Source organism: Sphingopyxis sp. (assembly GCF_051861155.1).
GTDB lineage: Bacteria > Pseudomonadota > Alphaproteobacteria > Sphingomonadales > Sphingomonadaceae > Sphingopyxis.
This window is the reverse complement of record NZ_JBHYDE010000003.1, coordinates 419280-444353: the sequence shown is the minus strand read 5'-3', so window position 1 is coordinate 444353 and position 25074 is coordinate 419280. Positions and strand designations below refer to the sequence as shown.

At 65.5% G+C, this 25074-nt stretch carries 21 protein-coding genes and 1 pseudogene; 11 read left to right on the top strand and 11 right to left on the bottom strand.

The genetic code is table 11. The features are described from left to right. Window positions 1-425: pseudogene (locus ACTIFP_RS08250) on the top strand (isocitrate lyase); the annotation flags it as partial. 146 nt (window positions 426-571) lie between these two features. Here ACTIFP_RS08250 and ACTIFP_RS08245 read toward each other — a convergent pair. Continuing rightward, window positions 572-1558 carry a TerC family protein gene (locus tag ACTIFP_RS08245; protein WP_439568223.1) on the bottom strand — a complete coding sequence of 329 codons (987 nt, stop codon included), beginning with the start codon at window positions 1556-1558 and terminating at the stop codon, window positions 572-574. 72 nt (window positions 1559-1630) lie between these two features. Further along, window positions 1631-1813 (bottom strand): DUF465 domain-containing protein, encoded by a 183-nt coding sequence (locus tag ACTIFP_RS08240; RefSeq protein WP_439568222.1) that lies wholly within the window; start codon window positions 1811-1813, stop codon window positions 1631-1633. A 263-nt stretch (window positions 1814-2076) separates the two neighbouring features. Between ACTIFP_RS08240 and ACTIFP_RS08235 the strand changes: the two genes are divergently transcribed. Further along, window positions 2077-2844, top strand: coding sequence for a crotonase/enoyl-CoA hydratase family protein (locus ACTIFP_RS08235; RefSeq protein ID WP_439568221.1), 768 nt, complete (start codon window positions 2077-2079; stop codon window positions 2842-2844). A 196-nt stretch (window positions 2845-3040) separates the two neighbouring features. Here the strand turns inward: ACTIFP_RS08235 and ACTIFP_RS08230 are convergent, their stop codons facing one another. The 5 genes from ACTIFP_RS08230 to ACTIFP_RS08210 all read right to left on the bottom strand — a co-directional run bounded on the left by ACTIFP_RS08230 (window position 3041) and on the right by ACTIFP_RS08210 (window position 8261). Further along, on the bottom strand, window positions 3041-3877 hold the full coding sequence (locus ACTIFP_RS08230) for a helix-turn-helix domain-containing protein (protein WP_439568220.1): 837 nt from the start codon (window positions 3875-3877) through the stop codon (window positions 3041-3043). Window positions 3878-4090: 213 nt separating this feature from the next. Further along, window positions 4091-5413 (bottom strand): amidohydrolase, encoded by a 1323-nt coding sequence (locus tag ACTIFP_RS08225; protein WP_439568219.1) that lies wholly within the window; start codon window positions 5411-5413, stop codon window positions 4091-4093. Between the two features lie 159 nt (window positions 5414-5572). Continuing rightward, window positions 5573-6184 (bottom strand): DUF4893 domain-containing protein, encoded by a 612-nt coding sequence (locus ACTIFP_RS08220; protein WP_439568218.1) that lies wholly within the window; start codon window positions 6182-6184, stop codon window positions 5573-5575. 106 nt (window positions 6185-6290) lie between these two features. Further along, window positions 6291-7076: a 3-hydroxybutyrate dehydrogenase gene (locus tag ACTIFP_RS08215; protein ID WP_439568217.1), complete on the bottom strand. Its 786-nt coding sequence runs from the start codon at window positions 7074-7076 to the stop codon at window positions 6291-6293. Between the two features lie 27 nt (window positions 7077-7103). Then, a complete protein-coding gene (locus ACTIFP_RS08210; protein WP_439568216.1) occupies window positions 7104-8261 on the bottom strand; it encodes a patatin-like phospholipase family protein in 1158 nt (385 codons plus the stop codon). Window positions 8262-8414: 153 nt separating this feature from the next. Here ACTIFP_RS08210 and ypfJ point away from each other — a divergent pair, with 153 nt between their 5' ends. Both ypfJ and ACTIFP_RS08200 read left to right on the top strand, forming a co-directional pair. Continuing rightward, window positions 8415-9317 carry a KPN_02809 family neutral zinc metallopeptidase gene (gene ypfJ / locus ACTIFP_RS08205; RefSeq protein WP_439568215.1) on the top strand — a complete coding sequence of 301 codons (903 nt, stop codon included), beginning with the start codon at window positions 8415-8417 and terminating at the stop codon, window positions 9315-9317. Continuing rightward, entirely contained in the window at window positions 9290-10573 is a 1284-nt protein-coding gene (locus ACTIFP_RS08200) for an amidohydrolase family protein (protein WP_439568214.1), read from the top strand. The genes ypfJ and ACTIFP_RS08200 overlap by 28 nt, the downstream gene beginning before the upstream one ends. A 43-nt stretch (window positions 10574-10616) precedes the next feature. On the opposite strand, the gene ACTIFP_RS08195 is transcribed toward ACTIFP_RS08200, so the two are convergent. After that, a complete protein-coding gene (locus ACTIFP_RS08195) occupies window positions 10617-11126 on the bottom strand; it encodes a PilZ domain-containing protein (protein WP_439568213.1) in 510 nt (169 codons plus the stop codon). Between the two features lie 181 nt (window positions 11127-11307). Between ACTIFP_RS08195 and ACTIFP_RS08190 the strand changes: the two genes are divergently transcribed. The 5 genes from ACTIFP_RS08190 (at window position 11308) to ACTIFP_RS08170 (ending at window position 19660) form a co-directional block, all read left to right on the top strand. Further along, complete coding sequence (locus ACTIFP_RS08190; protein ID WP_439568212.1) at window positions 11308-13374, top strand: dipeptidyl-peptidase 5; 2067 nt, start codon at window positions 11308-11310, stop codon at window positions 13372-13374. Window positions 13375-13524: 150 nt separating this feature from the next. Next, on the top strand, window positions 13525-16206 hold the full coding sequence (locus tag ACTIFP_RS08185; RefSeq protein WP_439568211.1) for a valine--tRNA ligase: 2682 nt from the start codon (window positions 13525-13527) through the stop codon (window positions 16204-16206). A 92-nt stretch (window positions 16207-16298) separates the two neighbouring features. After that, window positions 16299-17660 (top strand): MATE family efflux transporter, encoded by a 1362-nt coding sequence (locus tag ACTIFP_RS08180; RefSeq protein WP_439568234.1) that lies wholly within the window; start codon window positions 16299-16301, stop codon window positions 17658-17660. A 98-nt stretch (window positions 17661-17758) separates the two neighbouring features. Further along, on the top strand, window positions 17759-18925 hold the full coding sequence (locus tag ACTIFP_RS08175) for a sensor histidine kinase (RefSeq protein ID WP_439568210.1): 1167 nt from the start codon (window positions 17759-17761) through the stop codon (window positions 18923-18925). A gap of 3 nt (window positions 18926-18928) precedes the next feature. Then, the gene (locus ACTIFP_RS08170) at window positions 18929-19660 is read left to right on the top strand and encodes a LytR/AlgR family response regulator transcription factor (protein WP_439568209.1); all 732 of its coding nucleotides are present in this window, start codon (window positions 18929-18931) and stop codon (window positions 19658-19660) included. A 106-nt stretch (window positions 19661-19766) separates the two neighbouring features. Here the strand turns inward: ACTIFP_RS08170 and ACTIFP_RS08165 are convergent, their stop codons facing one another. Then, a complete protein-coding gene (locus ACTIFP_RS08165; protein ID WP_439568208.1) occupies window positions 19767-20126 on the bottom strand; it encodes a UrcA family protein in 360 nt (119 codons plus the stop codon). Window positions 20127-20405: 279 nt separating this feature from the next. Between ACTIFP_RS08165 and ACTIFP_RS08160 the strand changes: the two genes are divergently transcribed. Further along, the gene (locus ACTIFP_RS08160; RefSeq protein ID WP_439568207.1) at window positions 20406-20858 is read left to right on the top strand and encodes a hypothetical protein; all 453 of its coding nucleotides are present in this window, start codon (window positions 20406-20408) and stop codon (window positions 20856-20858) included. A 4-nt stretch (window positions 20859-20862) separates the two neighbouring features. Here the strand turns inward: ACTIFP_RS08160 and ACTIFP_RS08155 are convergent, their stop codons facing one another. Further along, window positions 20863-21273, bottom strand: coding sequence for a hypothetical protein (locus tag ACTIFP_RS08155; RefSeq protein WP_439568206.1), 411 nt, complete (start codon window positions 21271-21273; stop codon window positions 20863-20865). A 182-nt stretch (window positions 21274-21455) separates the two neighbouring features. On the opposite strand from ACTIFP_RS08155, the gene ACTIFP_RS08150 reads away from it, so the two are divergent. Then, window positions 21456-22952, top strand: coding sequence for a BCCT family transporter (locus tag ACTIFP_RS08150; RefSeq protein ID WP_439568205.1), 1497 nt, complete (start codon window positions 21456-21458; stop codon window positions 22950-22952). A 16-nt stretch (window positions 22953-22968) separates the two neighbouring features. On the opposite strand, the gene ACTIFP_RS08145 is transcribed toward ACTIFP_RS08150, so the two are convergent. Beyond that, window positions 22969-25044: a M13 family metallopeptidase gene (locus tag ACTIFP_RS08145; RefSeq protein ID WP_439568204.1), complete on the bottom strand. Its 2076-nt coding sequence runs from the start codon at window positions 25042-25044 to the stop codon at window positions 22969-22971. Window positions 25045-25074 lie beyond the last annotated feature (30 nt).

The following is a 25074-nucleotide window of genomic DNA, read 5'->3' as shown; positions in this document are numbered from 1 at the left end:
GCCAGCAGGTGTTCGACGCGTGGAGCGCCGAGGGCAAGGACGTCAGCGCCTATGACCGCGCCAAGCTGATGAGCGTCGATTATGACGGCACCCCGCTCGGCGACGAAGCCGATAACCGCATCCGCACCTTCCAGCGCGATTCGGCAAAGCGGGCGGGCATCTTCCACCACCTGATCACCCTGCCGACCTATCACACCGCGGCGCTGTCGACCGACAATCTCGCCAAGGAATATTTCGGCGACGAAGCGATGCTGGGTTACGTCAAGGGCGTCCAGCGTGCCGAGATCCGTCAGGGCATCGCCTGCGTGAAGCACCAGAATATGTCGGGCAGCGACATCGGCGACGATCACAAGGAATATTTCGCCGGCGAAGCGGCCCTCAAGGCGGCGGGCAAAGACAATACGATGAACCAGTTCGCCGCGTAAATCCCGAGCTTGGCGCGGGGGCCCGTTGCACCCCCCGCGCCTTCCCTCTTGGTGCGGGGGCTAGCGACCCAGCCCCCGCGCCTCCCGAGCTTTCCTGGGGAGGAAAGCCTGTCCGTCGGAAACCGCAAGGCTTCCGGCGGACATTTTTATGGTTGCGGCAACGCGTCCTCTTGGCGCGTTTTGACCAGCGACCAGATGATGCCGCCCGCGATCAAGCCCACCGTGACGCCCAAGCTGACCAGCGGCGGGAACTTGTCGCCGCCCAGGATGAAATCGGCGACGAAGATCTTCGACCCGATGAACACCAGCACCAGCGCGAGCGCATATTTGAGATAGTGGAAGCGGTGCACCATCGCCGACAGCGCGAAGTACAACGCGCGCAGGCCGAGGATCGCCATGATGTTCGACGTATAGACGATGAACGTGTCGGTGGTGATCGCAAAGATCGCCGGCACGCTATCGACCGCGAACACCAGATCGGCGAGGTTGATGACGACGAGCGCGAGGAACAAAGGCGTCGCCGCCAGCACCAGCTTGCCCGTCTTGCTATCCGGCACCCGCACAAAGAATTTCTCGCCGTGCAGCTCGCCCGTGATCGGGATGTGACGCGACAGCCATTTGACCACCGGATTGCCCGCGACGTCCATCGGCTTGTCGCCCGCGAACAGCATCTTGATGCCCGTGAACACCAGGAACGCGGCAAAGACGTAGAGCAGCCATTCATATTCGGTGACCAGCGCCGCGCCGCCCGCGATCATGATCCCGCGCAGCACGATGACCGCGACGATGCCCCACAGCAGCGCGCGATACTGGTAGCGCGGCGGGATCGCAAAGGTCGCAAAGATCAGCGAAATGACAAAGATATTGTCGATCGACAGCGCCTTCTCGATAAAGAAGCCGGTGTAATATTGCAGCCCCGCCTCGCCGCCCTTCGCGGCCCAGACCCAGGCGCCAAACGCCATCGCAATGCCGATGTAGAGCGCCGAGAGCCGCAGGCTCTCGCCAATCCCCATCTCCTTGTCCTCCTTGTTGAGGACGCCAAGGTCGAAGGCGGTGAGCGCGATGACGAGCGTGATAAACGCCAGCCAGAACCAGGCGGGCGTGCCCAGCCAGTCGGCAAACAGAAATTCCATGGTGATTGTCCCTGGATACGCCAGAAGGCGCCGCCCCGGCGGGGCGACGCTTCCGGTCTTGGTTAGGATCGATTAGCGCGCGAGCGCCGGGCGCAGCGACAGCGCTGCCAGGCGCCGCTTGACCGCGAGCTTCAGCGTTTTGAGCCGTAGCAGCCGAAACGGATCGGCCCCGCGCCGCCGCGCTTCGCGGCGCGCCGCTTCGTCGAGCTGGCGGTGCAACATGGTAAGCCGATAAAGATTGGGATTAAGCGTCATGAAAATGGGCCTCCTGATTGAAAATCAAGCAGGTGACGCCGATGTCGGACCCAGGGTTTAAGGGGGGAGGAGGGCCCAGAGCATCGGTGTCACCCGATGCGGTCCGACATCACGTGGCAGGAATGATCCTGCCGACGCCAGAGGGGCCCGGCCCGCATGAGTCCGATTTAGGGCGCCCGCATCAGCGTTTCAAGACCCCGGACGATCATGCTAGCGGAAAAAATACCGATCCCGGCGACAGGTCGGCAACAGGGGAGGTTCGTTTGTCCGTCATCATCAGCCGAGATGGCCCCGTCATGATCGTCACGATTGACCGCCCGGCGCGCCGCAACGCGGTCGACCCCGGTACAGCCATCGCATTGCGTGAAGCCTTCGCCGCCTTTGCCGACGACAGCGACGCGCGCGTCGCTATCCTGACCGGCAGCGCGGGGCATTTCTGTGCCGGCTTCGACCTCAATGCCGTCGGCGCTTCGCGCTACGACCCCGACGGTCCCGGCCCGATGGGACCGACGCGGATGCTGCTGGACAAGCCGGTGATCGCCGCGGTCGAGGGGCATGCCGTCGCGGGCGGGCTCGAACTCGCGCTGTGGTGTGACCTGCGCGTCGCCGCCGCCAGCGCGGTGTTCGGCGTCTATTGCCGCCGCTGGGGCGTGCCGCTGATCGACGGCGGCACCGTCCGCCTGCCGCGCATTGTCGGGCAAGGCCGCGCGCTCGACATGATCCTGACCGGACGATCGGTCGAGGCGCAAGAAGCCCACCACATCGGCCTCGTCGACCGCATCGTCGCCGATGGCGAAGCGATGTCCGCCGCGATCGCACTCGCCAAACAGATCGCCGTCTTTCCGCAATTGTGCATGAACAGCGACCGGCTGAGCGCCTACCGCCAATGGGACTTCGATCTCGAAGCCGCGCTCGCTCACGAAGCCCATGCCGGGACCGCTCCTTTGCGTGAGGGCGCGACGGCGGGGGCCAAACGCTTTACCGAAGGCGAAGGACGCGGCGGCAGCTTCGCTACTTTCACGGGAGAATGACGGAGAAGCCAGGGATCGCAGCTACGCTGCTCGGTGCCATATCGCGAAATGGGACAAGGCGGCCCCCGGGGGCAAGCCCGGGGTGCCGAAGGTTGGGAGGGGGCATTGCGCGCGTGCGACGTCTGCAATTTTGCGGACGGCGAACGCGTGAGGACCGGCATTTCTTCGTAGCGCCTGGCGATGCCGGCGGTCGCGATCAAGAAATTCGATTAAAGTGCGTCGTTTCCAATTTTTGAAGCTTGTCGCTGGACCAGACAATCGTTTCGGTCATGGATTTCAAATCCTTGGCGACGGTATAGACTCTCGTCGACACCCGCGCCCCTGCCTTTCCCAGTGTCATCACCAATGTGTCCGGCGCTGGCTGACGCAGGGCAACAGTGTCGATGAAATCCATATTGCCGGTGATCGGTACAGGAACGCCATCAAGAGCGGCGGTCGATTCCGCATGCCTGCGGGAGCCGTCTGGCGCGACGATTTCGACACGCGTTGTCCATTTGCCGTCTTGCGATGCGCGGAAAGTCATCGTCACCCGTTGAGGCTGTTCTTCCTCGGGCATGAGCGACGCGTCCAGCGACCAGCTTCCGACCAGCGGCCGTTGCTGGGATGCCGCGCCGTAAACGGCGGCGGGTGCTCCGACCTGATCGGCGGAAGGGGCGGTTGCGACCATTAACCCAGCGGCGGCCAGCGGTATTGCAATGAGCATGACGATCTTTCCTTTCAAACCACGAACCCCGACGGTTGCGGCGTGCGCCAAACCTTTCACCGGGTACCGTCTGCTCGAAAGATCGATATTTTCGTCACAAGTTTTCTGGGGGTCCAGAAGCCGCGCCAATTCGCGGCTGCTGCCGACGCCTGTCTTACGGCGGGCGGAGCGCAAACGCTCGTTAATCGAGGTCTCCGAACGGCCTAGACGCGCTGCGATGGTCTTGACGGTATGCCCAGCGACCAACAGACGCAAAACTTCCATTTCCCGGTCGGTCAGGCATGCGGACAAGCCGATGGATTGTTCCTTGGCAGACATATCTTTGCTCACCACAGGCACGGTGACACGTCCATCCCAATTAATTTGGGAGGCAGTTGCGTGGACAGATCGAGCATTGCGGTAACGGGTCGGGTGTCAACATCGTCAAAGGCGGGGATCGGCGGTGAATGCCCAAATTAATCAACCGCAGGATATGACGAGCCTGTCCGTGTCCGGGAAATTACCGTGTTGGTGACGCCCATCAACGCCCGTCGTTCCCGCTTACTACTTCCCCATCAACTTCATCGCCATCGCGGTCAGCGCCTCGGTCGCGGTCGCGATCACCTTGTCGGCCTCGGGCGCCCAGTACGGCGAGTGCAGGCTCGGCAGCGTCCGGCCTTCCTTTTTCGCCGCGTCATACTCGGCCTGCGGGACGCCGCCGACCCAGATGATCAGGCTTTTGATGTCCTTGTCGTCGCGCGAAAAGCGGCCGAAATCTTCGCCGCCCATCACCGGCGGGATCTGCATCACGCGTTTGTCGCCGAAACTGTTTTTCAGATATGCCGCCATCTCTTCGGTGAAATCGGGGGTGTTGAAGGTCGATGGCGTGAACTCGTCCTTGGCGACGCTCACCACCGGCATCTTGTCGTCGGGAATCCCCGCCGCAATCGCCTCGCCCCTCGCAATCCGCGCGATGCCGTCGAGCAGATGATTGCGCACCTCGTCCGAATAGCTGCGCACCGTCAGCTGCAACCGCGCCTCGTCCGAGATGATATTGTGCTTCGCCCCGGCGTGAAAGCTGCCGACGGTCACCACCGCGCTGTCGAGCGGGCTGATCTCGCGCGACACCAACGTCTGCAACGTCGACACGATGCGGCTGGCCAGCACGATCGGATCCTTGGTCGTCTGCGGATAGGCGCCGTGGCCGCCGACGCCCTTCACCAAAATGTCGACGCTATCGACATTGGCGAGCGCATAGCCCGGGGTGTAGCCGATCATTCCCGCGGGAAACTGCGCCGCGTCGTGGAACGCCAGGGCATATTGCGGCTTAGGGAAGCGCGTATAAAGCCCGTCCTCCAGCATCATCCGCGCCCCCGCGCCGCGTTCTTCGGCGGGCTGGCCGATCATCACCAGCGTCCCCGACCATTTCGCCTTGTTCGCCGCCATCAACCGCGCGACGCCGACCCACGCGGTCATATGCGTGTCATGGCCGCACGCGTGCATCACCCCGGTCTCGACGCCTTCCGCGGTCGTGACGCGCACCTTCGACGCGCCGGGCAGCCCGGTCTGCTCGGTCACCGGCAGCCCGTCCATGTCGGCGCGGACCAGCACCACCGGTCCGGGGCCGTTCTTCATCACCGCGACGATGCCGGTGCCGCCGACCTTTTCGGTCACCGCAAACCCCAGCTTGCGCGCCTCGGCCGCCAAAATGCCCGCCGAGCGCACCTCCATGAAGCTGAGTTCGGGGTTGGCGTGCAGATCGTCATAAATTTTCATCAGCGACGGCATCTGCTTCTGCACCTCGCCGCCCAGCTGCTGCGCCGCCGCGGGCGACGCCCCCGATACCGCGAGCGCCAGCGCCGCGGCGCCCGTCCACAAAGTTCGCATCTGATTCCCCTGTATCAAGCTGTTATGAGCCGAACCCAATCCGTTCGTGTCGAGCGAAGTCGAGACACCCCGCAGCGTAGCGCGCCCCAAGCGTGTCTCGACTTCGCTCGACACGAACGGGAAACAGAAACGGGAATAAAGAATCCACTCAAACGCTTGTCAGCCCGCCGGGACCAGTTCGATCACGTCGACCAGCGATTCATACGCCGGGGCGGGCAGCACAAGCCGCCATCGATTGTCGCCGATGCGTTCGACCAGCCCCGCCATGTCGCGCATCCGGTCGCTGCCATAATTCACCGCCATCTTCTCGTCGCCCAGCTCGAGCGTGCCGAGGAAAATCTGGCGTTTCAGATGGTCGGGAAAGATCAGCCCCACGGGGCGCTGCGACCCGGTCAGCTTGGTCAGGCTCGACAGCCCCTGTTCGGGCGCCACGCGGCAGCGGAACCAGCCATAAGCGATATAGCTGAGGCCGCCGCGCCCCTTCGCGCCGACCTTGATCGTCCGACAACGATAATCGCCCGCGGGCAGATGCGCGTTGGGCAGCGCCGCCATCGGCTGCAGCAGCACCCCCTCGCGATCGATTTCGGCGCCATGCCCCTTCGCCCGCGCGTCGGCCAGCGCCGTCTCCCAGCTGGCGTACCAGCCGCGAATCCGCTCCTTGTCCGCGTCAGTCGCGGTGGCGCGCCAGCTGCCGGGCGCGGGCGGTTCGTCGGCCGCCGACGGCGGCAGCTTGGGCACCGTCTGGCAGGCGCCAACGCTCAGCCCCAGCATAAGGGCGAAAATAATCCTGGTGCGACCCCTCATTCTCCGTCTCTCCCCTGATCCGGCTCTGTTAACCTTAGGAGGGCAAAGGGGAATGCTCAAGGCTTACGGAGTATCAGGCCGCGGTCCAGCCGCCATCGACACTCAGGTTTGCGCCGGTAATGTTCGCCGCCTCGTCGCGAGTCAGGAACGACGCGAGCGCCGCGACCTGCTCGACCGTCACGAACTGCTTGGTCGGCTGCCCCGCCAGCAGCACGTCGTTGATCACCTGCTCGCGCGTCATCCCGCGCGCTTTCATCGTGTCGGGGATCTGCCCTTCGACCAACGGGGTCCAGACATAGCCGGGGCTGATGCAATTGGCGGTGATCCCCGCGTCAGCCACTTCCAGCGCGACGGTCTTGGTCAGCCCGACGAGGCCGTGCTTCGCCGCAACATAGGCCGATTTGAACGGCGAGGCGACGAGCGAGTGCGCCGACGCGGTGCCGATGATCCGCCCCCACCCCTTTTTGCGCATGCCGGGGACCGCGTGGCGGATGGTGTGGAACGCCGAGGTCAGGTTGAGCGCAAGGATCAGATCCCATTTCTCGACCGGGAAATCCTCGATCGGCGACACGAACTGTGTCCCCGCATTGTTCACCAATATGTCGACCCCGCCCATGTCGGTATCGGCGCGCGCAAACATCTCGGCGATCGCATCGACCTTGGTCAGGTCGGCGCCGTCATAGCTCGCCTTGCCGCCGCTTAAGCCCTCCAGCGCCACGCGCTCGGCCTCGATCGCCGCGGCGTCACCGAACCCGTTGATGATGACATTCGCGCCCTCGCTCGCCAGCGCCTTGGCGATGCCCAGCCCGATGCCCGAGGTCGATCCGGTGACGAGGGCGGTTTTTCCTTTAAGACGCATTATGGGAGTCCTTTCGGTGGGATAATGTCAGTTGATGTCGGGATCGGCCTTGGCCCGCAGCGCGTCGGATTGCACCGCAAAGCTGCCCGACCGCCCTTCGGCGATGCTGTCGGCGAGCAGGTGGCCGTCCTTCATCGCAGCCTCGACCGCGGCGCGGCCCAGCGCCCAATTGACCTCCATCGTCGAGCGCGAAAATTCAAAATCACGCGCGCCCGTCTGCCACACCGGCGGCTGGTGGATCAACTGGACGACGTTCAGCGCCTTGCAATCGACCATCCGCTGCACCGCCTTGACCTCCGGCAGGTCAAGCCACTCCGGCGGCAGTTTCGCCAGCATCCGGTCGATCAGCCGGTGTTCCTTGCGCCGCCGCACCAGCCCGTCCGAAATCCGCCGCGTGCGGCTGGAATAGCGAATGTCCTTCTCGCGCGACCAGGCCTCTTCCATATCGTGCGGCCGGTCGCCGCGCGCCGGGAACAGGTCGACCTGGAACACCAGCATATCCTCTTTCGCGGCATCGACGACATGCTCGAGCGGGGTGTTCGACACCAGCCCGCCGTCCCAATACCAGCAACCGTCGATCTCGACCGGCGGCAGCCCGGGCGGCAGCGCGCCCGACGCCAGGATGTGCCGCGCATCGAGCGTTTCTAACTTGGTGTCGAAATAGCGGAAATTGCCGGTTTCGACCGCCACCGCGCCGACCGACAGCCGGACATTGCCCTTGTTCACCCGGTCCCAGTCGACCAGCCGGTCGAGCGTCTGGGCCAGCGGCGCGGTGTCGTAAAAACTCACCGCCTCGGGGGTCTGCCGCTCGGCAAAGGCGGGCGGCGGCCAGCGCGGGGTGAAGAAGCCGGGCACTCCAAACGCCGCCACCTGCCCCGCCGCGGCCATATGCGCCCATTCGCGCGCCCAGTCATTGTCGGCGGTGGGCAGCGACGGCAGCGCCGAAGATACGCCGTCCCAGAATTCGCGCAGCTTGCCCACCGCGTCGTCGCGCGGATTGCCCGCGATGATCGCGGCGTTGACCGCGCCGATCGAAATCCCCGCGACCCAGTCGAGTTCGATGCCCAACTCGATCATCGCCTCGTAAACCCCCGCCTGAAACGCACCGAGCGCACCGCCGCCCTGCAGGACAAGCACGACGAGGTCGGGAAGCGGAAGCGCGGCGGTTGCGGCACGGCGTGACATGGACTCGGGGGTTCCTTTGGCCCGTGGAAGCGCGATTGGTGCGCCGCAGCATAGATGAATGCAAGCGCCGCGTCGCGCGCGAAGTCTCTTTCAATTGCCCGTCGCTGCTGTAACTATCGGGACGAACAGACACTTTAGCGGCGGAGAACCCCCATGCGCCTCGACGATTATGATCCCGGCGACGACATTCGCGACCTTGGGCGCGGCGGGGGCGGCGGCTTTGGCGGCGGCGGTGGTCTCGGCGGGCTGCTGATCGGTTTCCTGCCGATGCTGCTCGGGCGCAAGATGGGCTGCGGCACGATCCTGTTGATCGGCGCGGTCGCCTTTTTCCTGCTCGGCCCCGGCGCCAACATGCTCAGCAGTGGCGGCGGCACCGCCGACCCTGCGGCCGACAGCCGCGGTGGCAGCGGCGTTGCCTGCGACACCGCGTCGGAGCGTTTCGCCTGCAACGTGTTCGGATCGACGCACACAGTATGGGAAGGGCTGGTCAGCGGCTATCAGAGGCCGACGCTCAACTTCTTCACCGACCGCAACAGTTCGGAGTGTGGCCCGGCGCAGGCCGCGATGGGCCCCTTTTATTGCCCCGCCGATCAGGGCGTCTATCTCGACACCAGTTTTTTCCGTGAGCTCGAACAAAAATTCGGCGCCGCGGGCGACGCGGCGCAAGCCTATGTGATCGCGCACGAGGTCGGCCATCATATCCAGACGATCAGCGGTATTTCCAACCAGGTCCGCCAGGCGCAGCAACGCGCGTCGCAGGCCGAGGGCAATCAGTTGCAGGTTCGCATGGAATTGCAGGCCGATTGCTACGCCGGCGTCTGGGCGGCGCGCGCGCGCAACAGCGCCGGTCAGCCGGTGCTCGAAGCGGGCGACATGGAGGAAGCAATGCGCGCCGCCAACGCGATCGGCGACGATACGCTGATGCGCTCGGCGGGTCAGCGTCCGGTCCCCGAAAGCTTTACCCACGGCACCAGCGAACAGCGGATGAGCTGGCTGCGCCGCGGCCTGCAATCGGGGGATCCGCGTCAGTGCAACGCGTTCGACACCGCCATCTGATCGCCGCGCTCGCGGCGGCACTCGCCGCGACGCCCGCCGCGGCGCAGACACTCTATGTCCAGGCCGGGCGGCTGATCGACGGCGTTTCGGACGACGCGCGGACCGGCCAGTGCATCACGATCGAGGCCGAACGGATCAAGGCGGTCGGGCCGTGCGGCGCGCCCCCCGCGGGCGCGACGCGGCTCGACTGGTCGGGCTTTACCGTCCTGCCCGGGCTGATCGACCTGCACACCCACCTTGCTGATCTGGGCCAGAGCGCCGACCTTGCCGCGCCGATCAAGGCCTCACCTGCCGAAACCGCCCTCGTCGGCGCGCGCAATGCCCGCGTCACCCTGAACGCCGGTTTCACCGCGGTTCGCGATGTCGGCACCTATCGCGGGCTCAGCGACGTGACGCTGCGTAACGCGATCGAGCGCGGCAATGTGCCAGGGCCGCGGATGTGGGTCGCGGGCGCCTATCTCACCATTCCCAAGGGCGGCGGCGAACTCAACGGCGTCGTCCCCAACGAAGACCTGCCGCCCGACATGCGCCTGGGCGTCGCCGCAACGCCCGAAGAAGCCGCGGCGAAGACGACATATTTGCTCGACCATGGAGCCGATTTCATCAAGACGATCGCCACCGGCGCGGTGCTCGCGATCGGGACCGAACCCGGCGCCCCCGAACTGACCGTCGATCAGCTGCGCGCGATCGTCCAGGTTGCGCATGCCCGCGGCAAAAAGGTCACCGCGCACGCCCATGGCGCGATCGGTATCCAGAATGCGATCAACGCCGGGGTCGACAGCATCGAACACGCCAGCCTGGCCGACCAGGCGACGCTGCAACTCGCCAAGAAGCACGGCACCTGGCTGGCGATGGACATCTATAACGGCGATTATATCGAGGATGTCGGCACCAAAGAGGGCTGGCCGGCCGAATATCTGCGCAAGAACCGCGAGACCACCGACGCCCAGCGTGCCGCCTTCCGCCGCGCCGTCGCGCTGGGGGTCAATATCGGCTACGCGACCGACGCCGGCGTCTATCCGCACGGCCTCAACGCGCGCCAGTTCCGCTACATGGTGCGCTATGGCATGACAGCGATGCAGGCGATCCAGTCCGCCACCGGCCGCGCCGCAGTCGAAATCGGCCGCGAAGACATCGGCGCGATCGCGCCGGGCCGCTATGCCGATATGGTCGCGGTGAAGGCCGACCCGCTCGCCGATATCGCTGCGCTCGAACAGATCGATCATGTGATGAAGGGCGGCGTGATCGTTCGTTAGCGACGTCGTCAGGATGACGCGGGCGCGGTCTGCAAGGTCGACACTAATATTCGATGATGATCCGGACCCTGTCGGCGCTGATGCCGCCGGCACGGGCGATCTCTTCGCGGCTGCGGTCGATCAGGTGCTGGAACTCCTCGCACACGGCGTTGTCGATCACCGGATCTGCGCCAACTTCGTCAACGCCGGGCGCCGGGGCGATGGCAGTGGTCAGCTCAGGCGCCGCAGCGACGGCGCTTTTCAGTTCCACCGCGCTCAGCGTTGCGGACGATACCGGGCCTTCGAACTGGCACCCGAAAAGGCGCCCGCTGGCCCATATGACGACCGCGGTGATGTCGCCAGCATGCGGCAGCTCGATTTCGATCCTGTCGCAGGCGACCAGCTTGATATCGCTTTCGAACAGCAAGCCCGTTCCAGAGATGTTGTGGATCTGGACCTCGATGCCGGTGCCGTCATGCTGCATGCCGCGGGCAAGCAGGCTAAGTTTTCGGCGCACGTCTTGACGCTGGTCGCCAGCAGACGCGGACGGCAAAAAATGTCCGAGAATAGCCATGCGCCGTTGTTGGAGTTGGCTGGTTAAAAGAAGGTTAGCGGGCGCAGTGAAAGATCGCGCCCGGTCCAAAATATCCGGATGCCGGCCCTGGTGCACGGCGCGCAGATACTTGACCGCCCGCCCCCGAAGCTCTGACGACGAACTTGCTTGAACGCACTGGCCACCCCGCTACACCGCTTTCATGCGAAACCATATCCTGACCAGCGCCCTCGCGCTTGCCGCCGCCCTGTCCACCCCTGCCTTTGCCCGGCCGATGACCGAGGTCGATCTCGCGACGCTGAAGCGCGTTGCGGCGCCGACCGCGTCGCCCGACGGGCGGTGGGTGGTATTTCAGATGACCGAGACCGACACCGCGACCTACAAGCGCTCAACCGGGCTGTGGCTGATCGATCGGGGAGCCAAAGACGCCGCGCCGGTGCGCGTCGCCGACACCGCCGACAAGAATGAAACCGCCCCCGCCTTCCATCCCGACGGCAGCCTGTATTTCCTGTCGAACGCTTCGGGCAAAAGCCAGGTGTGGCGGATCGATCCCAGGGTCGGCGGCGGCGCGGCGCAGGTCATCGATACCGCGGCCGATGTCTCTGGCTTCAAGATTTCGCCCGATGGCAAGCGCCTGCTCGCATGGGGCGATGTGCCGCGCGAATGCACCGACTTCGGTTGCGACGCGAAGGACAAGGGCGCGGTTCCCGGCCCTGGCACCGGCCGCCTTTACCAGGACGGTGCGGGTTTCGTGCGCCATTGGGACAGCTGGGAAACCCCCGGCACCTACAGCCGCCCCTTCGTCTTCAACCTCGACGGCGGCAAGGCGAGCGTCGCGCGGGCCGTTGACGGCGGGCTGATCGGCGACAGCCCGTCGAAGCCCTTTGGCGGCGGCGAGGAACTCGCGTGGGGCGCCGACAGCCGCACCGTCTTTTTCACGCTGCGCAAGGCCGACAAGGACGAACCGACCTCGACCAACCTCGATATTTACAGCTGGCTGGTCGACAGCCGGATGATGCCGCAGAACCTGACCGCGGATAATCAGGCGACCGACACCCTGCCCGCCCCCTCGCCCGACGGCCAATGGCTCGCCTATGCCGCCATGGCGCGCCCGGGGTATGAGGCCGACCGGCAGGTGCTGATGCTGCGGAACCTCGCCAGCGGCGAAACGCGCAAGCTCACCGACGCATGGGACCGCTCGGTGGGTTCGATCGCGTGGGCGGCGGACGGCAAGTCGCTCTACGTCACCGCGCAGGATGTGCTCGACCACCCCGTCTTTCGCGTCGATGTGAAGACCGGCAAGGTCACCAAGCTCAAGGCCACCACCGACGCCTATGAAGGCAATATCGGCGACGTCACCCCGCTGCCCGGCGGCGCGCTGCTCTATTCGCGCAACAGCGTCGCGGTGCCGACCGACCTGTTCGTCCGCGATGCGAAGGGCAAGGTCACCCGCCTGACCGACGTCAACCGCGCGCAGCTCGCCGAAATCGACCCCGTCGATGCCAAACGCTTCAGTTTCAAGGGCGCGAACGGCGACACCGTGTGGGGCCAGATCGTCAAGACCGCCGATGCCAAGGGCAAGGTGCCGGTCGCCTTTCTCGTCCATGGCGGGCCGCAGTCGAGCTTTGGCAACAGCTGGTCGACGCGGTGGAACCCGAGGCTGTTCTCGGCGCCCGGCTATGCCGCGGTGACAATCGATTTCCACGGGTCGACCGGATATGGACAGGCGTTCACCGACAGCATCAATCAGGATTGGGGCGGCAAGCCGTTCGAAGACCTCAAGCTCGGCCTCGCCGCGGCGGGGGCGCAGGACGCCAATGTCGATACCGCCAACGCCTGCGCGCTCGGCGGATCTTATGGCGGCTATATGATGAACTGGATCGCGGGCAATTGGCCCGACGGTTTCAAATGCCTGGTCAACCACGCCGGGGTGTTCGATCTGCGCGCTATGGCGTTCGAGACCGAGGAAACCTGGTTCGACGAATTTGATCATGGCGGTCCCTGGTGGCAGCGCGCCGAGGGCGAGAAATGGAACCCGGTGAACCATGTGACCAAATGGAAAACCCCGATGCTGGTGATCCACGGCGAAAAGGATTTTCGCATACCCTACAGCCAAAGCCTCGCCGCATTCCATGCGTTGCAGCGGCAGGGCGTCGAAGGCGAATTGCTGGTTTTCCCCGACGAAAACCACTGGATCCTGAAGGGTCAGAACAGCGTCCAATGGTATCAGACGGTGTTCGGGTGGATGGGCAGGTATTTGAAGAAGTAGGAACCCCTCAATTCCGTTCGTGTCGAGCGAAGTCGAGACACCGCGAAGGCGCGCGCCAACGATGGGCATCTCGACTTCGCTCGATCCGAACGGAAACTCTATGGTTCCCCCTTGCCGCGCCGCACCATGGCTGGCAAAGCGCGGCGCATTATGCCGATGGAAAAAACATTCGATCCCGCCGCAATCGAGGCGAAATGGGCTCACGCATGGGAGAGCCGCGGGCTGTTTCGCCCGCACCGCCCCGACGCCACCCCCTTTACGATCGTCAACCCGCCGCCGAACGTCACCGGCGCGCTGCACATCGGCCATGCGCTCGACAACACGCTGCAGGACGTTCTCGTCCGCTATGAGCGGCTGCGCGGCAAGGATGCGCTGTGGGTCGTCGGCATGGACCATGCCGGCATCGCGACGCAAATGGTCGTCGAGCGCCAGCTGGAGGCGAGCCAGGACAAGCGCACCAATTACAGCCGCGAAGATTTCATCGACAAGGTGTGGCAGTGGAAGGCGGAAAGCGGCGGCCAGATCACCGGTCAGCTGCGCCGTCTCGGCTGCTCGATGGACTGGTCGCGCGAGCAATTCACGATGGACCCGCATTTCACCGCCGCGGTGGTCAAGGTGTTTGTCGACCTCCACAAAAAGGGCCTGATCTACCGCGACAAGCGGCTCGTGAACTGGGATCCCAAGCTCAAGACGGCTATTTCGGACCTCGAGGTCGAAACGCACGAGGTGCAGGGCGGCTTCTGGCATTTCAAATACCCGCTCGCCGACGGCGTGACGCTCGACGACGGGCGCGACCATATCGTCGTCGCGACGACGCGCCCCGAAACGATGCTCGCCGACATGGCGGTCGCGGCGCACCCCGACGACCCGCGCTACCAGAGCGTGATCGGCAAGGACATCCTCCAGCCGATCACCGGCCGCCGCTTCAAGATCGTCGCCGACGAGCATGCCGATCCCGAACTAGGCAGCGGCGCGGTGAAGATAACGCCGGGGCATGATTTCAACGACTTCGACGTCGGCAAGCGCGCGGGGTTCAAACCCGGCGAAATGCTCAACATGCTCGACGGCGACGCGAACGTCATCCAGACCGCCGACGGGCTCATTCCCGACGAATATCTCGGGCTCCATCGTTTCAAGCGCGATGGCAAGGACGGCGCGCGCGAACTGGTCGTGATGCGGATGAAGGAAGCGGGCTTCCTGATCCCCCATATCGACAAGGACGGCGGCGAACACGACGCCGAGCCGCGCACGATCCAGACCCCCTTCGGCGACCGCGGCGGCGTGGTGATCGAGCCCTGGCTGACCGACCAATGGTATGTCGACGCCGAAACGCTCGCGCAGCCGCCGATGGCGGCGGTGCGCGACGGGCGCATCAACATCGTCCCCAAGACGTGGGAAAAGACCTTCTTCAACTGGATGGAGAATATCCAGCCGTGGTGCGTCTCGCGCCAGCTCTGGTGGGGGCACCGGATTCCGGCGTGGTACGCCGAGGACGGCCGCATCTTCGTTGCCGAAACTGAAGAGGAAGCACAGGCCGAAGCCGGTGCAGGCGTGACTCTTACCCGCGACGAGGACGTCCTCGACACGTGGTTCTCCTCCGCGCTCTGGCCCTTCGCTACCCTCGGCTGGCCCGAGGACACCGAACTGCTTCAACGCCACTATCCCAATGACGTCCTGATCTCGGGCTTCGACATCCTCTTTTTCTGGGATGCGCGCATGGCGATGCAGGGGATCGAGTTCATGGGCGATGTGCCGTGGAAGACGCTCTATCTCCACGGCCTCGTCCGCGCGCCCGACGGCGCGAAGATGTCGAAGTCGAAGGGCAATGTCGTCGACCCGCTCGGGCTGATCGACCAATATGGCGCCGACGCGCTGCGCTTCTTCATGGCGGCGATGGAAAGCCAGGGCCGCGACATCAAGATGGATGACGCACGCTTGGCGGGATACCGCAATTTCGCGACCAAGCTTTGGAACGCCGCGCGCTTCTGTGAAGCCAACGGCATTTCGGCCTCGACCACCCTCGCAGCTCCTGCCGCTACCCTGCCCGTCAACCGCTGGATCATCGGCGAAGTCGCCGCGACCGTCGCCGCGATGGAAACCGCCTTCGCCGCTTATCGCTTCGACGAAGCCGCGAACGCGATCTACAGCTTTGCGTGGGACCGCTTCTGCGACTGGTATCTGGAGCTGATCAAGGGCGCGATCGACGATGAGACCAAGGCCGTCGCAGGCTGGGTGCTCGACCAGATCCTCGTCATGCTCCACCCCTTGATGCCCTTCATCACCGAAGAGCTGTGGACGGGACTCGGCGACCGCGCGGATTATCCGCTCATCACCGCGAAATGGCCCGAACCGAACGCTGCGCGCGACGCCGACGCGAGCGCTGACATCGACTGGCTGATCAAGCTCGTCAGCGAACTGCGCACCGCCAAGGCCGAACTCGGCCTGCCGCCGGGCGCGCGCCTGACCGCGCATTTCCCGGCGTCGCTCAAAGGCCGCACCGACAAGCTCGCGGCGCAGCTCGACCGGCTCGCGCGCCTGCAAGCCATCAGCTTCGACCCCGCGCCCGCGGGCGCGTCGGCGCAGCTCGTCGTCGAGGGTGAGACGATCACCGTCCCCCTCGAAGGCGTGATCGACATCGCCGCCGAACGCGACCGCCTGAGCAAGGCACTCGCCGCCGCGGCCAAGGAACGCGACGGCCTCGCGGGCCGCCTGGGCAACCCGTCGTTCGTCGAACGCGCCAAGCCCGAGGCGGTCGACAAGGCGCGCGCCGATCACGCCGCTAAGGAAGCCGAGGCCGACCGCCTGACCGCCGCATTGGCAAGGCTCGGTTGAGCGAAGAGGCGCCCGTCACGCCGACCCCGGTCGCTGCGGCGGCCGACCCTGCCGCCAATCCCATGCCGCCGCGCCAGACCGCGCGCGGCGGCATGGATTTGACCAGCGGGCCGATCGCCAAGACGCTGATCATCTTCGCTCTCCCGACGCTGGCGTCGAACGTCCTCCAGACGCTCTCGGGTTCGGTGAACTCGATTTGGGTCGGGCAGTTTCTGGGCAACAGCGCGCTCGCCGCGACCGCCAACGCCAACATCATCATGTTCCTGATGTTCGCCACGTTCTTTGGCTTCGGAATGGCGGCAACGGTGCTGATTGGGCAAGCGATCGGGCGCGGCGACATCGACGCCGCGCGGCGTGCGGCGGGGGGTGCGATCGGGCTGGCGGCGCTGTTTGCGGTCGTCATCGCGGTCGTCGGCTGGTTCGCCTCCGACGCGATCCTGCGCCTGCTCGAAACCCCGCCCGAAGCCTTTGCGCTGGCGCATGATTATCTCCGCGTCACCTTTGTCGCGATCCCGGCCAGCATGATTTCGGTGACGCTGATGATGGCCTCCCGCGGCGCCGGCGACGCGGTGACGCCGCTGCGCTTCATGGTGCTCACCGTCGTCATCGACATCATCCTCAACCCGGTGCTCATCCTCGGGCTCGGCCCCGTCCCGCGCCTCGGCATCGCGGGCAGCGCGCTGGCGACCGCGATCGCCGGGACGATCAGCCTGATCGGCATGGTCATCTGGTTCTATGCCAAGGATCATCCGCTCCGCCTGCGTGGCCGCGAGCTTGCCTATCTGGCACCCAGCTGGCGCGAACTGCGCTTCATCGTCGCCCGCGGCCTGCCGATGGGGGCGCAGATGCTGGTGATCTCGGGCGCCGGACTCGTGATGGTCGGGCTCGTCAACCGCGAGGGGCTGGTGACCGCCGCGGCGTACGGCGCGACGCTCCAGCTGTGGAACTATATCCAGATGCCCGCGCTCGCGGTCGGCGCCGCGGTCAGCGCCATGGCGGCGCAGAATATCGGCGCGCAGCGTTGGGACCGCGTCGCGACGATCACCAATAGCGGTATCGCCATCAACCTTGCGATGACCGGGGTGCTGATCGCGCTGCTCCTCCTGTTCGACCGCGCCGCACTCGCGCTGTTCCTCGGCAGCGGCAGCGAGGCGATCGAGGTGTCGCGCCATATCCAGTATATCGCGACCTGGACCTTCTTGCCCTTTGGCACCACGATCGTCATCATCGGCACATTGCGCGCCAACGGCTCGGTCGTCCCGCCGCTGATCATCCTCGCGCTGTCGATGTTCCCGATCCGCTTCGGCATCTATTATTTCGCTTATCCCGCGCTCGGCGCCGACGCGATCTGGTGGAGCTTTCCGCTCTCCTCGCTCGCTTCGCTGGCGATGGCGTGGACGGTGTACCGGCGCGGCAACTGGCGCCGCGCGCTGCCGCAACCCGGCGCGAGCTGACGGCGCAGCTTTCGACCAAAGCGCACGCCCCTTCGACTGGCGGCCCGGTGCCTGCTATCCTTCGCCCCGGTTTTGACGCTAAAGCAGGCGCAATGAACATGACTCTTCGTAAAGACGCGCTGCGCGACCAGCGCGCAAAAATGCTGGCGGCGGCGCCCGACTGGCGCGCCTCCGACGCCCGCGTCAACCCGCGCGTCGCGATCGGATCGATCATCGCGATGTGGCTGATCTATTTCCTGATCACCACCGGGCTCGGCCTGCTCACCGGCGTCGCCGAACAATGGGCATCGGCGGGGCGGCGCGGCATCGTCGTCGTCGCGGGCATCCTGTGCACCTTCGTGCTGTATCAGCTGCTTCAGCGCGCCCAGCCGCAAAGCTTCGGCGCGCGCCTCGCCGCCGCGCTCGGCGCCGCGGTGCCGCTGGTCATCGTCTATGCCTCGGTCAATCTGCTCGTCTTCTATTACTGGTTCCCGGTCGCCGAAGCCGCCAAGATCATCGAGGAAATGCAGGCGAAATTCCCCGGTGCCTGGGAAACGGTGCTCATCCTCGACAGCTCGATCCGCTGGTATTTCTTCTTCGCCGTATGGGCCGCGCTCTATGTCGCCTTCGGCTATGCCAATGAAATGCGCGCGGTCGAACGGCGCGCCAATCATTTCCGGCTCGAGGCGAAGAACGCCCAGCTGCGCGCGCTGCATTACCAGGTGAATCCGCACTTCCTGTTCAACACGCTCAATTCGCTATCGACCCTCGTCATGCGCGGTTCGAAAAGCGAGGCCGAGACGATGATCATGAACCTGTCGTCCTTCCTGCGCTCCAGCCTAGCGGTCGATCCCGAACAGCTGGTCAGCCTGGACGAGGAAATCGCGCTGCAACGCCTGTATCTCGACATCGAACAGACGCGCTTTCCTGACCGGTTGCAGGTCGAGGTGACGATGCCCGACGAGTTGAAAAACGCCTGCGTCCCGGTGCTGATCCTGCAACCGATCATCGAAAATGCGATCAAATACGGCGTCGCGCCGACCAAGGGCAAAATCGCCATCCGCCTGCACGCCAGCGCCGAATATGGGTTGCTGGTGCTGCGGATCGACAATGACATCGATGCAAAGGCGCCGGCGCCGCCGTCGGGGACCGGGCTCGGCCTTGGCAATGTTCGCGAACGGCTGCTGACCCGCTATGGTCCGACCGCCGGGTGCGAATGGGGACCGTCGGACGATGGCGGTTTCGTCGTGTCGCTGTGGTTGCCACTGTCACGGGAGGCCCGCTAAGCCATGATTCAGACGCTCCGCACCCTGATCGTCGACGATGAACCGCTGGCCATCGAACGCCTGCAGATCCTGACCGGACAACAGGACGGCGTTTCGCTGGTCGGCACCGCCAGCGACGGCGCCTCGGCACTGCGCATGGTCGACGCGCTCGCCCCCGACCTCGTCCTCTGCGACATTGCGATGCCCGACCTCAACGGGCTGGAGGTCGCCGCCGCGATCGACCGGCTCCACAATCCGCCAGCGGTGATCTTTGTCACCGCCTTCGATCAATATGCGGTCGCCGCCTTCGATGTTGCCGCCGTCGACTATCTGCTCAAACCGGTGGCGCCCGATCGCCTCGCGCGCGCACTGACCCGGGTGCGCGAATGGCGCGCGACCGAACGCGCACCCAGCCAGAAAAGCAAATGGATCAACGAATTCTGGGTCCAGAACCGCGGCGAAATGCTGCGTATCGACGCCGGTCAGGTCGATCTGATCGAGGCCGAGCGCGACTATATGCGGCTGCACGTCGGCGCGCGCAGCTGGCTGATCCACCAAACGATCAAATCGCTAGAAGCGCGGATGAACCCCGATCAGTTCATGCGCATCCACCGGTCGAAAATGGTGCGCCGCGACGGTATCGTCGGGCTGAAACACCATGGCGACGGCGCGTGGAGCGTCGACCTGGGCGACGGCGGCGTCCACCGCATCGGGCGCACCTATCTCCACGACGTCAAGGCGATCATGCACGCCTGAGCCCGAACGGCAAAAGGCGGCCACGCCCGCCGGGGCACGACCGCCTTTCGCCAGCGTCCGGTCGCTATCGCCGGTCCCTCGGCGATAGCGACCGGGGGCCGCGCCGTCAGGGCGCGGAAACCAGGATCGTCTGGCCGCGATCGGCCAGCCGGGTGCCGTCGCCATTGAGCAGGCCGGCCAGCTTCACGCCCGCATCGGCCAGCGTCGCCGCCTCGCAATTCTGCGCCAGCGCCAGTTCGTTCAGCGTCGCGCGATAGTGCGGGCGGCTGTTGCACACCGTGCGCACCGCCGATTTGACGCGCGAATTAAGTCGTTCGCGGCCCTCGACGCTCGCCAGGTTCAGGTCGTGATAGCGCACCACGACGGTCCGCCGCTCGCCATCGTCCTTGGCCGCGGCCACCGCGGGGATGCTCAGGCCGATACACGCCAGCGGCGCGCTCAGCAGGATCAGAGAAAATTTCGCCATGGGGGAGTCCTTTTTTGGGGGATGATGCGGGACACGAAGGCTCCGGACCGGGGAGACCGGTGCCCCCGCATCCCGCAAGTTGGTGATACCCCCTAGACGGCATGAGAATCGCGTTTGGATCGATCGGCGCAAACGGCGGCTCGATTACCGGACGAAAGCCGTTCATCCATCGACGAACGGTCGGCGGTCGGGCAATTTCATGGCGCCGGGCTTGCATCGGACATCGCAACATGACCAAATCATGACATGGTGAGGAAATTATCTTTCATCGCGAGTCGCTTGAACAGCCGCCGGGCATCCCGCTGGTCGCGGGTCGCGCTCGCCGGGACGATCGCCGGAATGTTGTTGGGGGAAATGGTCGCTGGTCCGCTCGCCGAACAGCGCGCGAGTGCGGCGGCGTCGTTTTCGCGCCTCAGCGCCAATCCCGACGCGCAAATGGCGCAGGGCGAAGGCGCGGCGCCCTGTTTCGATTGTCCCGACAGCTATGGTGTCGCGGCCCGGCTGCGCGCCGCTCGCGACCAGCGGATGAGCGATGAATTTCGCGAACTGGGCGCGGTGGAACTCGATCCACCGGCGCCCGCCGATCCCGACGACGGCTACCGCTACGGCGGCCGCTTTCCTGACCCGCCGCCGCGCGAACCAAAAGCGCTCGATACCCCGCCCGCGCCAGCCGCCGCGGCGGACGAAACTCCGCCGAACACCGACGCGCTTACGCCGCCCGCGATCTATTGATCGTTCAGCGCGGCGGCACCGCCGGCTTGGCACAGCGCGTCGTGTCGCCGGCCTTGCACGCCGCGACATCGGCCTCCCACTTCATCCGTTCCTCGGCCGACATCGCCGCAACACGCGCCTTTTCGGCTTCATAGGCCGCGGTTTCGGCGGCAAATTCGCTCTGGTCGTGCGCGACCTGTTGCGCCGCCGCCGACACTTCCTGTTGATAAGTCACCGTTTCGGCCTTGGCGCGCGATGCCTGTTCGGCGTTCAACCGTGCTGTATTGGCGCGTTCTTCGGCGGTCGTGCCGTCGGGCAGCTTCTTCGCGGTTGCAGCCGCGGGTGCCGGGGTTTCGGCGGGTGTCTGCCAGGCCGCGGCCTGCCCCGCCCCCAGCAACGCCAGCGCGGTGGTCGCCGCCAAAATCATTCTGGTCATCGAAGCTCTCCTGCGATCAAATCCTCTGCCGCTCCAACGCGCGGGCCGATGGGGCGTTCCCGGCATCGAATTGACCCCGGCGCGGCCACGCGCCATGTTGCCCGCCCCACCCTGTCCGATCGGCCCGTCCTTTGCCAGCATTGTCAAAGCTTTCCAGCCATCGCCATCCCATCAACCGCGCGGTGTTCTATACCCCGCTCGCGGTGCTGCTCGCCGCGGTGATCCTCAGCCTGTGGCAGGGCGCTGCCGTCCTCGCCGCCGAAACCGCGATCAACGACTGGATTCTGCGCCACTTCTCGCCGCTGTTCGCCTGGGCCGGGCTCGCCTTTCTGGTGCTGCTCGCGGGCATCGCGCTCTCGCCGCTCGGCGGGCGGACCATCGGCGGGGCGCAGGCGAAACCGATCCTCAGCCGCTGGCGCTGGTTCGCGGTGACGCTCTGCACCACCATCGCGACCGGCATATTGTTCTGGGGCGCCGCCGAACCTTTGTTCCACCTCAACGATCCGCCCGCGATGTTGGGGCTACAGCCCGGCAGCGATGCCGCCGCGACCTTTGCGATGTCGACGATGCTCCTGCACTGGACGCTGACGCCCTATGCGATCTACACCGTCGCCGGGCTCGCCTTCGCGCTCGTCTATTACAATCGCCGCGAACCGTTCAGCCTGTCATCGCTGTTCGTCCCGCTGATCGGCCAGCGTGCGCATGGCCCCGTCGGCACCGGCATCGACATCATCTGCCTCTACGCCCTCGTCGCGGGTATGGCGGCCTCGCTCGGCGCCGGCTTGCTCGCGCTTGCGGGCGGGATCGAGGGCATCGGCGGCTTCGATGGCGGCGCGGCGCTGCGCTGGGCGATCGCGGCGGCGATCGTCGGCAGCTTCCTGATCTCCGCGGCGACCGGTCTGCAAAAAGGGATCGCCGGGCTGTCGGTACTAAACACCTGGCTGTTTTTCGCGATCATCGCGTTCGTGCTGATCGCCGGGCCGACCGCCCGGATGTTCGACCTCACGCTACGCGGCACCTTCGACTACTTCCAAACCTTCATCCCCCGCAACCTCGGCCTCGACGTCGATACCGGCTGGCACCGGCAATGGACGATCTTCAACTGGGCCAACTGGTTCGCCTGGGCGCCGGTGACCGCGCTGTTTCTCGGCCGCCTTGCGGTCGGCTACAGCGTCCGCGCCTTCATCCTCTACAACCTCATCCTGCCGTCGCTGTTCGGCGCGGTGTGGATGACCGCGATCGCGGGCGCGACGATCGCGCTCGACCAGCAAAGCGGCGCCAGCCTTTACGCTGTCCTGATCGCGCAAGGCCCCGATCCGGTGCTATTCCGGCTGTTCAGCGCGCTCGGCGGCGGAACGGTCGTGGCCGGGATAGTGCTGTTCGCAATCTTCCTCTCCTACGTCGCCGGCGCCGACGCCAATGTCTCAGCGATGAGCGCACTGTCGACCCGCGGCATCACCCCCGACGCGCCCGAAGCGCCGCTCGGGGTGCAGGCGGTGTGGGGCATCACCGTCGGGCTGGTCGCGCTCGTGCTCGTGGCGAGCGGCGGTATCGACGGCATCCGCATGATGTCGGTCCTCGGCGGCTTTCCCGCGCTGTTCGTGATCGTCGGCGCGGCGCTGTCGCTGGTCGTCATGGCGGTACGGGGACGGCACGAAACCGCCCCCGCCCAATCCTGAGAAAGGGGCCTCAGGATTACCAGATCCGCGTGCGCTCCTCGGGCTTCAGATAATATTTTGCGCCCGCCTGGACACTGAACGCCTTGTACCACGCATCGACGTTGCGCACCGGCCCGATGATGCGCCAGCGCGCCGGGCTGTGCGGATCGCTCGCCACCTGCTGCTTGACCGCATCCTCGCGCTGCTTCGTCCGCCACGCCTGTGCGAAGGCCAGGAAAAAGCGCTGATCGCCGGTTAGCCCGTCGATCACCGGTGCGGGCTTGCCGCCCAGCGAGCGGCGATAGGCGTCATAGGCCACCTCCAGCCCCGCCAGATCGGCGATATTTTCGCCCATCGTCAGGTCGGGATTGATGAACGCGCCAGGAGCGGCTTCATAGGTCGCATATTGCGCCCCAAAAGCCTTCGCTGCGGCGTCGAACTTCGCCGCGTCCTCGGCGGTCCACCAGTCGCGGACCGCACCGTCGGCATCGATCTTGCGCCCCTGATCGTCGAAACCATGGATGATCTCGTGGCCGATAACCGCGCCGATCGCGCCATAATTGACCGCATCGTCGACGCTTTCGCTGAAATAGGGCGCCTGCAAAATGCCCGCCGGGAACACGATCTTGTTCTCCAGCCCGCCGTTATAGGCGTTCACCTCCTGCGGGTTCATCGCCCATTTCTTGCGATCGACGGGCTTGTTCAGGTCACCCAGCGCATAAGCATATTCGAACGCCGAACTGCGCTTCACATTGCCGTAAAGGTCGGTCGGATCGATCTTTAGCGCTGCGTAGTCGCGCCATTTGTCGGGATAGCCGACCATCACGTCCATCTTCGCCAGCTTTGCCAGCGCCGCGTCCTTGGTCGCGGGCGCCATCCAGCTGTTGGCGCGAATACGGTCGCCCATCGCCAGTTTCAGGTTGGCGACCAGCACCTCCATCTTCGCCTTGGCGCTCGCCGGGAAATATTGCGTCGAATAGGTCTCGCCGACCAGCTCGCCGAGGCTGCCGTCGACCAGCGTCAGCCCGCGCTTCCACCGCGGCCGCAGCTCGGACACGCCGCTCAACGCCTTCGAATATTCGAACCGGCTGTCGACAAACGGCTTGGACAGATAGGGCGCAGCATTGTCAGCGACATGGAACTGCTGCCACAGCTTGATCGTGTCGAGCGGCGTCTTGGCATAAAGCGCCGCGATGTCGCGCACCGCGGTCTTTTCGTTGACGATGATACGCTTTTGCGGCGCGATCCGCGCCCCCGCGAACCACGCCGCCCAGTCGAGCCCGGGCGCATAGGCGGCGAGCTCGTCCGACGACATCGGGTTGTTGATCTTGCCGATGTCGCGCCGGTCAGCGATCGCCCAGCTGACCTTTGCAATCTCGGTCTCGAACGCCAGCACCGCATCGGCGGCCTTTTCGGGGTCGGCATGCCCTGCCATCTTCATCGTCCGCGCGATATAGGCGCGGTACGCATCGCGCTGCGGCTTGAAGCCGTCGCTGAGGTAATAGTCGCGTTCGGGCAGGCCGAGTCCCGCTTGGCCCAGCCACAGCACATTGACCGTCGGGTCGGCGGTGTCGGCATAGGGCCCACCGCTCACAATCGTCGCGCCGAACGTCCCCTGCGTGCCGCCCATGAAGCGCGCCATTTCGGTCTTGTCCCTGATCGCCGCAACGGCGGCGATGTCGGCGAGCAGCGGCTTGGCGCCGAGCGCCTCGACCCGCGCCTCGTCCATGAAGCTTTGATACAGCCCGCCGACCTGGCTCGTCGCCGGCGCCCCCGCGACCACCGCGCGCAGCTGGCGCTGGGTCAGGTTGTAAACGTCGTAATCGACCCCCGCCGACGCCTGATCCGACGGAATTTCAGTGCGCGCGAACCAGCCGCCATTGGCATATTTGTCGAAATCGTCGCCGGGCTTCACCCCCGGATCGCGCGCGCCCAGATCGACGCCCCAGGTGCCGAAGGTCAGCGCTTTCAGCGATTCCGCGTCGCCCGCCGCTTCCTCGGCACCGGCTGCATGCAGCGATGCGGCCGCGGGTGCATCCTTCGCCAGCGCCGGTGTCGCGGCCAATGCGATAGCGATCGCAAGGCTCGCGGCCCCGCCCAGATATTTCATCATTCCCCAGTCTCCCTATGTCCCCGCGTCGCC